This is a genomic window from Bacilli bacterium (genome assembly GCA_036381315.1).
Taxonomy (GTDB): Bacteria; Bacillota; Bacilli; order Paenibacillales; family KCTC-25726; genus DASVDB01.
This window is the reverse complement of record DASVDB010000095.1, coordinates 1-7,838: the sequence shown is the minus strand read 5'-3', so window position 1 is coordinate 7,838 and position 7,838 is coordinate 1. Positions and strand designations below refer to the sequence as shown.

Here is a 7,838-nt window from a genome sequence, read left to right as displayed (position 1 = left end):
CAAAACGAAACACGATGCCCAGACCGGTTCCGAGTGTTACCCCGGCATATAAAGCGGCGAGCAGCAGATCATCCGGAGAGTAAAAAGGATGAATCCAGCCGTGCCGAATGAATTCTTCCATAACCCATAAGAAAAAGGAAGCCGAAGTTGTGCCAAGAATGGTGTATAACAGCGTGCTGCGGGTAAAGAAGCGATACCCTGCCCAAAACAACGGGATATTCATGGCAAGCGTCGTCCATGACGGACGCCAATGAAGCGAGTAGTTGAGCAGGAGGGCGATTCCCGTGATGCCGCCCTCCATCAATTCGTTCGCGATCACAAAATAATGGATTCCAAACGCATAGATCGCCGTTCCCAGCATGATTGGCAAAATATTCGTCAGCAGTATCCGATAATTTCGCTCCGTGTGCATGCGGTTCTCCTTTGGCCACATTGGCTTTACGCGTAACCTGATAATTGTATTTAGTAATTATATGAGACAAGAGTAAATTTCCCGTGTTGATTAATTATTACGCATATTTCGCAAAGCCTGCGCCATTTGTTCCCATTGCGGGGAAGCGGGGAATCTCATTGCGGGAGCTTAGGATGTTGCTTGTTCGTTAATATTGGTTCCACAATAAATGCAATAATGGAAACAACCGCTGTAGAAGCCATCAACGTATAATAATTAAAAAAAGCTTTATTCGTATAAATATTTAATAATGGTGCACGATACATTCGTGAATTAGGATCATCCGCCTTACCAACTTTGTTAAAAACTTCTTTAGAAAAATCAATATTAAGTTTAATACTTATGATTGCAATAATTAATGAGATTATAAAAACGATATTTTTGTATGATTTATATTTTATTTTTGCGACTAATAAAGAAAATAAAAAATACCCGTAGATTGGTAAACTAATCCCTAAGGGTATAAAAATACTCTCCCCTCCCACCCAGCGCTAACGGACGTAGCAGAGGCTATTTGCCGAAAATAGGCTGGGCAAAAATTTTAACGGGCGCCACAGCGGCTATTCGCCGTTTTTTCACCTGAATACCGCGCAAAATGCTAAAATAAGCTCGCCTACGTCTGTTAAACTCGAAATCCGGACGTAAAACCCGAAATAGCCTCTGTCGCGTCCGTTAGAATTGATCCTGATGATTGAGCCTTCTCCGGTGGGTGAAGCATTCAAGCAAATCGCGTCCCGGGCAACAAAACATTTGAGTTGCCTTTCTTTTTGCGCTAACATGTAGGTGTCCGAATCCGGGCGTTGGCAAAGGAAGGGATGAACTTTTTGTCCGATAAAACGATGCGTCAGCTGCAAAACGAAGTGGACGCCTACATCTCCCAATTCAAGGAAGGCTATTTCAGCCCGCTTGCGATGATGGCGAGAATGACCGAGGAAGTAGGCGAATTGGCCAGGGAAATCAATCACCGGTATGGCGAGAAGCCGAAAAGGGCCGACGAAAAAGAAAATACGGTGGAAATGGAACTTGGTGATATTTTATTCATCGTGATTTGTTTCGCCAATTCGCTGGGGATTGATTTGACCGCGGCGCACGACAAGGTCATGGAGAAATTCAATACGCGCGACAAAGATCGCTGGACCCGGTTACACACCGAATGACCGTAAGCGTCATATGCTGTACCATCCTTCATGGTAAGGAGGATGGCGGATGGGTGAAAAAAAAGAAATTCTGAAAGCGTACGAGTCGATTTTGGACCAAAATTTTGCCCAGGCGATCGATTGGTTTGAACAGGCGATCGCCAAAGATCCGGACAACGCGGAGTATCATTATAAATTATCGATCACCTACGCGCGCAGCGACAAGCTGGATAAAGCGCTTTTTCACGCCCGGGCGGCCGCGGGCTTCGCAAACGGCAACGAGAAATATCTGTTTCATCTTCAGCACATCACAGCCCGGGATCTGGTGCGGCAGGCCGAACTGGCCTTGCGCAAACGGCACGACCGGCATGCGGAAGCGATTGAATTGCTGGAACGGGCGACGGCGTTGGACCCATTGAATGTGGACGGACATCTGTTGTTGGGAGCGGCATATGCCGCATTGCGCCGTTACGATCAGGCGATCCGTTCGCTCGAAGAAGTAATCAGGCTTGACCCGCAGCATGAGCTTGGGGCAAAATTACTTAAAGAATATAACGAGCAATTTAAGTAACGAATGGATTCTCGCTATGGAAAGGAATTAGGTGAAAACGTTATGGCAATCAGAGTGGCAGTAACCGGCGCTTGCGGCAGAATGGGGCGCGAAGTGGTCAAGATGGTGTTGGAAGACAGCGAGTTGCAATTGGTGGCGGCAATCGACCCTTCAGCTACAGGCAGCGATGCCGGCACGATCGTTGGAAAAAGCGCTTGCGGCGTCGCGATCGAAAGCGACCTGGAATTGGCGTTGGTGCAATCGCATGCAGACGTCATGGTGGATTTTACAACCCCCCATACGGTGATGAATAACGTAAAAACCGCTATCCGCCTGAAAGTAAGGCCGGTTGTCGGCACAACGGGCTTTTCGCCTGAAGATATCGCATTGTTGGACAAGCTGGCGCGCGAACAGCAAATCGGCGGCATCATCGCGCCAAATTTTTCCATCGGTGCGATTTTGATGATGAAATTCGCCGCGCAGGCTGCCAAATATTTGCCGCATGTGGAAATTATCGAGTACCATGGCGACCAAAAGCTGGACGCTCCGTCCGGCACCTCGATCAAGACGGCCGAATTGATTTCGCAGTCGCGGCAAGAACTCAAACAGGGCAATCCGAATGAAACGGAAGTGATCGAAGGGGCGCGCGGGGGATACATAAACGGGTTCCGCATTCACAGCGTAAGACTCCCTGGCGTGTTTGCACAACAGGAAGTTATTTTCGGCGGACATGGCCAAACGCTGAAAATCCGGCATGACTCGTACGATCGTGCGGGCTACATGCCGGGTGTCAACGTCGCGGTTAAAAAAGTGTTGGATGTGCAAGGAATCGTTTACGGGTTCGAGCATTTTCTCGACTAGGGGAGGAACTGGCGGATGAATATCGCGTTTATTGCCCATGACCGCAAAAAAGAAGAACTGGTCAATTTTGCGCTGGCCTATTCCCACGTATTTCGCAAACATCAGCTTTACGCTACGGGCACGACGGGATTAAGGATTGCGGAAAAAACCGGATTGACGATACACCGCTTCATGTCGGGCCCGCTTGGCGGGGATCAGCAGATTGGATCACTTGTGGCGCAAAATGAAATGGATTTGGTCATTTTTTTGCGCGATCCGTTGATGGCGCAGCCGCATGAGCCGGATATTATCGCGTTGCTCAGACTATGCGACGTGCACAGCATCCCCGTCGCCACGAACATCGCTTGCGCGGAAATTATGGTGAGGGCATTGGATCGGGGCGATTTTGCCTGGCGGGAGCTTGTGCATAAATATAAACCGGGTGAGAGCATATGACCGCTCCGCTTGATTTGCTTGTTTTCGCCGCCCATCCCGACGATGCCGAAATCGGCATGGGCGCAACGATAGCCAAACACACGGCCAGGGGGCTGCGCGTCGGCATTTGCGATCTGACGCACGCCGAGCTGTCTTCCAACGGCGATGTCGCAACGCGCAAAGCGGAAGCGGACCAGGCGGCAAAAGAGCTTGGCCTTGCCGTCCGCACCAACCTGGGGTTGCCGGATCGCGGACTTGCGCTTCATCACGAGCAAATAGCGGCCATTGTGCGGGAAATTCGCAAATTCCGCCCGCGGTTGGTTTTTGCTCCGTATTGGGTTGACCGCCATCCCGATCATGTGCTGGCCGGCAAAATGGTTGAGGAAGCGGTTTTCAACGCCAAATTGCGCAAATATGAAGCGGAATATGCGCCGTTTACGGTCGCGCGGACTTATTTTTATTTCATCAACGATATCGGCAAAGCGGACGCCATCGTCGACGTCAGTGATGTTTACAGCAAAAAAATGGCCGCGCTGCGCTCCTTTCAATCGCAATTTGTGTTGCCAAAAGAAAGCGAAGACATGGTTGCGACGCCGATCAATCAAGGTTATCTGGAACGGGTGAAAGCCCGCGACAGCCTGATGGGACAACAAATCGCGGTGGATTACGCCGAAGGCTTCGCCAGCCGGCTGCCGATCCTTGTTGATCTATTCTGAAAATCGGCGGCGAAACATAGTCTGTATCATACAATCATGCGGGGGTGAACCGGATGGCCGGACTGAAAATCGGCATTACCTGTTATCCGTCTTTGGGCGGATCCGGCGTAATCGCTACCGAATTGGGGAAACTGCTCGCGGAAAAGGGGCATGAAATTCATTTTATTACCCATAACATGCCGTTTCGTCTGGGAGCGTTTCATAAAAACATCGTTTATCATGAAGTCGAAGTAAACGATTATTCCGTCTTTCGCCATCCGCCATATGATTTGTCGCTCGCCAGCAAACAGGCGCAGGTGGCAAAATTGCAAAACCTCGATTTGCTGCACGTTCATTATGCGGTTCCCCATGCCATATGCGCCCTGTTGGCGAAACAAATGGTAGGCGACCGCCTGAAGGTTGTAACGACTCTGCATGGGACGGATATTACGGTTTTAGGCCAGGATGAGTCGTTAAGCGACCTGATTCGGTTCGGCATTAACAAAAGCGATGCGGTGACGGCCGTATCAAACGATCTGATCCGGGAAACGGTACAATTGCTGCATATCGAAAAGCCGATCGATCTTGTTTATAATTTTGTCGATAAACGGGTTTATTATCCGCGCGAGTGCAAATGGTTGCGGCGGGAATTCGCCGGACCCCGCGAAAAAATCATCATGCACATTTCCAACTTCCGTCCTGTCAAACGGCTGGGTGATGTCATCGCTATTTTCCGCCGCGTCAACGAAGCTATTCCGAGCAAATTGCTGCTCGTCGGCGAGGGGCCGGATTTGCCGAAAGTGCATTGCAAGGTGAAAGAACTGGGAATTGCAGATCGCGTCATCTTTCTGGGAAAACAAGACGAAGTGGCGCAGCTTGTATCATTGGCGGATTTAATGCTGTTGCCTTCGGAAAAGGAAAGTTTCGGGCTGGTTGCGCTGGAAGCGATGGCGTGCGGCGTGCCGACCGTGGCTTCGACGGCGGGGGGAATTCCCGAGCTGATTACACATGGCGAAACCGGGTATCTCGCGCCTGTCGGCGACACGGAAACAATGGCGCTGTTGGCGGCCCGGCTGTTGACCGACCCGGTATTGTACAAGAGCTTTTCGCAGGCGTGCATCGAACGCGCCTGCCGAAAATTCAACAGCGATCAGATCGTGGAACAGTATGAGCATATCTACTACCGCGTGCTGGGTAAAACGATGCCGACACCCGAGTGCATCGGCGAATCGGCTACGTAATATTGCGCAGGAGGCTGACCGTGGCAGAAAAACAGGGGCTTGTCGACAGTGCCAAGAGCATCATACGCGAACTGAATCGTCGCGGTTTCTCCGCATATATGGTCGGCGGGTATGTTCGCGATCGCTTGCTCGGGCGGGCGGTAAAAGATATCGATATCGCCACATCGGCCACGCCTGATCAGGTTGTGGCCTTGTTTCCGCATACGGCGGCTACCGGCGTCAAACATGGGACAGTCACGGTCATTATGGACGGGCAAGGCTTTGAGGTTACGACGTTTCGTTCCGAGGCGGGCTATTCGGATCTGCGCCGGCCTGATCAGGTACGGTTTATTACCGATTTGACCGAAGATTTGTCCCGCCGCGATTTTACGATCAACGCGATGGCCATGGACGCAGACGAGGCATTGTACGACCCGTTCCACGGGATGGAGGATTTGCGCACCGCCACGCTGCGCTGTGTCGGCGATCCGAAGCGGAGATTTTCCGAAGATGCGCTGCGCATGCTGCGGTGTGTCCGTTTTGCCGCCGAATACAAACTCGAGATTGAAAAAACGACCTGGCATGCGCTTGTGCACAACCGGCACAAATTGGCGCATATCGCGATGGAACGCGTACAGATGGAACTTGCGCGCATTGTGGCGGGAAGCGATCCGGCCAGAGGAGCCAAACTGCTTGCCGCAAGCGGCTTGCTGGCACATACGAAAACCGCTTTGCCGGTATTGTTCCACCCGAATGTCGTGGCGGAGGCGGATAGCCTCTTGTCGCTCATTCCGCTGTTTCATGAATCTGCGCACAAATGGGCGTTTATGCTTATAGCTCTGCGGATCGATGCGAACGACGGCGGGAAATTGCTTAAGTCGCTTAAATTCGCCAAACATATGCAACATAGGACGCTTGCTTTGGTGCGGCTGCATGAATGGATGGCGAATGAGTTAAGCCGGCTTTCGGCACGGTCAGACGACTTCCCGTCATCTCTGCAAAATATTTGGCGCGCGGGTTGCGTGCGATTTTCTCCCGCAAGCATGTCGGTATGGCTTGATCTGATGAACCTGGCGGCCCACGCAAGCGGAAAATTGCCCGGGGAATTATCGGCAGAAATTTTTGCCGCGCTGTATGGACAAGCGTTTGTTTTGCGTAAGCGAATGCCTGTTGCGGCTCCTGCGGACTTAAGCGTGAACGGGTCCGATTTGCTGCGAATTACAGCGCGCTCCCCGGGGCCCTGGCTTGGCAAGCTATTGGACAAGCTGTACGAAGAAGTCATCTATGAACGGGTGCCCAACGATCGCGAGCGATTGTGCCAACGGGCGCTGGAATTGATACGGGACGGTGCGGATACATGAACGAGCAACTGCTCGCGTTTTTTGAAGAGCGCAAACATGAATACGTATCGGGCGAACTGCTCAGTCATTATTTTCAATGCAGCCGCACAGCGGTCTGGAAGCATATCCAACATTTGAAGAAAAAGGGCTATGTGTTTGAATCCGTGCCCAGACTGGGCTATAAATTGGTGGCAAAGCCGGAAAAGATCGATGCGGCCAAAATCATGCGCGAATTGCAGACCAAATCTTTCGGGCGCAATCTGATCCTTATCGAGCAAACCGGGTCGACACAGACGCTCGCGCAGCAGCAGGCCGCCGCAGGTGCGGAAGAGGGCACGCTCGTTATCGCGGAGAAACAGACCGCCGGCAGGGGCAGAATGGGGCGCAAATGGCATTCGCCGCCCGGCAAAGGCGTTTATATGAGCTTGATTTTGCGCCCGGATATTCCGTTGGCGTTTGCGCCGCAACTGACGGCGCTTGTTTCCGTCGCGCTGTGCCGGGCCATCCGCAACATGTGCGGGATCGAAATCGGCATTAAATGGCCGAACGATTTGCTTTTCAACGGAAAAAAAATATGCGGCATTTTGCTGGAATCCCGCGCCGAAGACGAAAAACTGCTGGTCGTGATTGCCGGGATCGGCATCAGCGTAAACCTTGAGGAAGCCGATTTTCCGGATGATATCAGAAATCGGGCGACCTCGCTCTTTATCGCTTCCGGCGCAAAGGTGGACAGGGAGAAGCTGATCGCCAACTTTTTGCGCGAGTTGGAGGAGCTTTACGCCATCTTTCGGTCAGACGGCTTTCATTCGATCCGCATTTTGTGGGAGGCGCTCAGCGTTACACTTCATAATCGGGTGGAAGTAAAAACGGGCCGTGGCATCGTCGCAGGTATTGCCGAGGCGATCGACCCGTTGGGCGGCCTCGTTGTCCGCAAAAGCGACGGCAAAAAGACGACCGTCTACTCCGGAGAAGTCGGATTTACGGAAGCCGCGGCCAAACGGGCGCAGGAATAAAAAAATCGTGCAGCTTTGTGAAAAATCTGTTACAATATTTGCAAAGGCGGTATTCTTGAGAAACCGCACTTTTTTGCCAAGTTTTTGCGCAATCTATATCCTGTAAAAGCAATTTCCGATTTGGATTCTGCTCTGAGCCGAAGGGACCGAGACAGAAG

Annotated in this window: 9 protein-coding genes; 8 read left to right on the top strand and 1 reads right to left on the bottom strand. The window is 51.6% G+C overall.

The window, feature by feature from the left end; all coding sequences use genetic code 11:
- A partial coding sequence (locus VF260_07270; GenBank protein ID HEX7056983.1) for a YitT family protein occupies positions 1 to 412 on the bottom strand: 412 nt, incomplete at its 3' end.
- A gap of 863 nt (positions 413 to 1,275) precedes the next feature.
- Here VF260_07270 and VF260_07265 point away from each other — a divergent pair.
- Genes VF260_07265 through VF260_07230 form a run of 8 tightly spaced genes read left to right on the top strand, consistent with a single transcriptional unit; the run spans position 1,276 to position 7,680 of the window.
- Positions 1,276 to 1,608 (top strand): nucleotide pyrophosphohydrolase, encoded by a 333-nt coding sequence (locus VF260_07265; protein HEX7056982.1) that lies wholly within the window; start codon positions 1,276 to 1,278, stop codon positions 1,606 to 1,608.
- A gap of 49 nt (positions 1,609 to 1,657) precedes the next feature.
- Complete coding sequence (locus tag VF260_07260; protein ID HEX7056981.1) at positions 1,658 to 2,158, top strand: tetratricopeptide repeat protein; 501 nt, start codon at positions 1,658 to 1,660, stop codon at positions 2,156 to 2,158.
- Between the two features lie 42 nt (positions 2,159 to 2,200).
- Positions 2,201 to 2,998 carry a 4-hydroxy-tetrahydrodipicolinate reductase gene (gene dapB / locus VF260_07255; protein ID HEX7056980.1) on the top strand — a complete coding sequence of 266 codons (798 nt, stop codon included), beginning with the start codon at positions 2,201 to 2,203 and terminating at the stop codon, positions 2,996 to 2,998.
- Between the two features lie 15 nt (positions 2,999 to 3,013).
- On the top strand, positions 3,014 to 3,433 hold the full coding sequence (gene mgsA / locus VF260_07250; GenBank protein ID HEX7056979.1) for a methylglyoxal synthase: 420 nt from the start codon (positions 3,014 to 3,016) through the stop codon (positions 3,431 to 3,433).
- Positions 3,430 to 4,128 carry a bacillithiol biosynthesis deacetylase BshB1 gene (gene bshB1, locus VF260_07245; GenBank protein HEX7056978.1) on the top strand — a complete coding sequence of 233 codons (699 nt, stop codon included), beginning with the start codon at positions 3,430 to 3,432 and terminating at the stop codon, positions 4,126 to 4,128. Before mgsA ends, bshB1 begins: the two co-directional genes overlap by 4 nt.
- A 53-nt stretch (positions 4,129 to 4,181) precedes the next feature.
- Positions 4,182 to 5,348 carry an N-acetyl-alpha-D-glucosaminyl L-malate synthase BshA gene (bshA, locus tag VF260_07240; protein ID HEX7056977.1) on the top strand — a complete coding sequence of 389 codons (1,167 nt, stop codon included), beginning with the start codon at positions 4,182 to 4,184 and terminating at the stop codon, positions 5,346 to 5,348.
- A 20-nt stretch (positions 5,349 to 5,368) separates the two neighbouring features.
- Positions 5,369 to 6,688: a CCA tRNA nucleotidyltransferase gene (locus VF260_07235; protein HEX7056976.1), complete on the top strand. Its 1,320-nt coding sequence runs from the start codon at positions 5,369 to 5,371 to the stop codon at positions 6,686 to 6,688.
- A complete protein-coding gene (locus tag VF260_07230) occupies positions 6,685 to 7,680 on the top strand; it encodes a biotin--[acetyl-CoA-carboxylase] ligase (protein ID HEX7056975.1) in 996 nt (331 codons plus the stop codon). The genes VF260_07235 and VF260_07230 overlap by 4 nt, the downstream gene beginning before the upstream one ends.
- The last annotated feature ends 158 nt before the right edge of the window (positions 7,681 to 7,838 follow it).

Excerpts from the sequence above, each read along its gene's own strand:
- dapB (HEX7056980.1), top strand. The coding sequence starts at position 2,201 with ATGGCAATCAGAGTGGCAGTAACCGGCGCTTGCGGCAGAATGGGGCGC.
- bshA (HEX7056977.1), top strand. The coding sequence starts at position 4,182 with ATGGCCGGACTGAAAATCGGCATTACCTGTTATCCGTCTTTGGGCGGA.
- mgsA (HEX7056979.1), top strand. The coding sequence starts at position 3,014 with ATGAATATCGCGTTTATTGCCCATGACCGCAAAAAAGAAGAACTGGTC.
- bshB1 (HEX7056978.1), top strand. The coding sequence starts at position 3,430 with ATGACCGCTCCGCTTGATTTGCTTGTTTTCGCCGCCCATCCCGACGAT.
- VF260_07230 (HEX7056975.1), top strand. The coding sequence starts at position 6,685 with ATGAACGAGCAACTGCTCGCGTTTTTTGAAGAGCGCAAACATGAATAC.
- VF260_07260 (HEX7056981.1), top strand. The coding sequence starts at position 1,658 with ATGGGTGAAAAAAAAGAAATTCTGAAAGCGTACGAGTCGATTTTGGAC.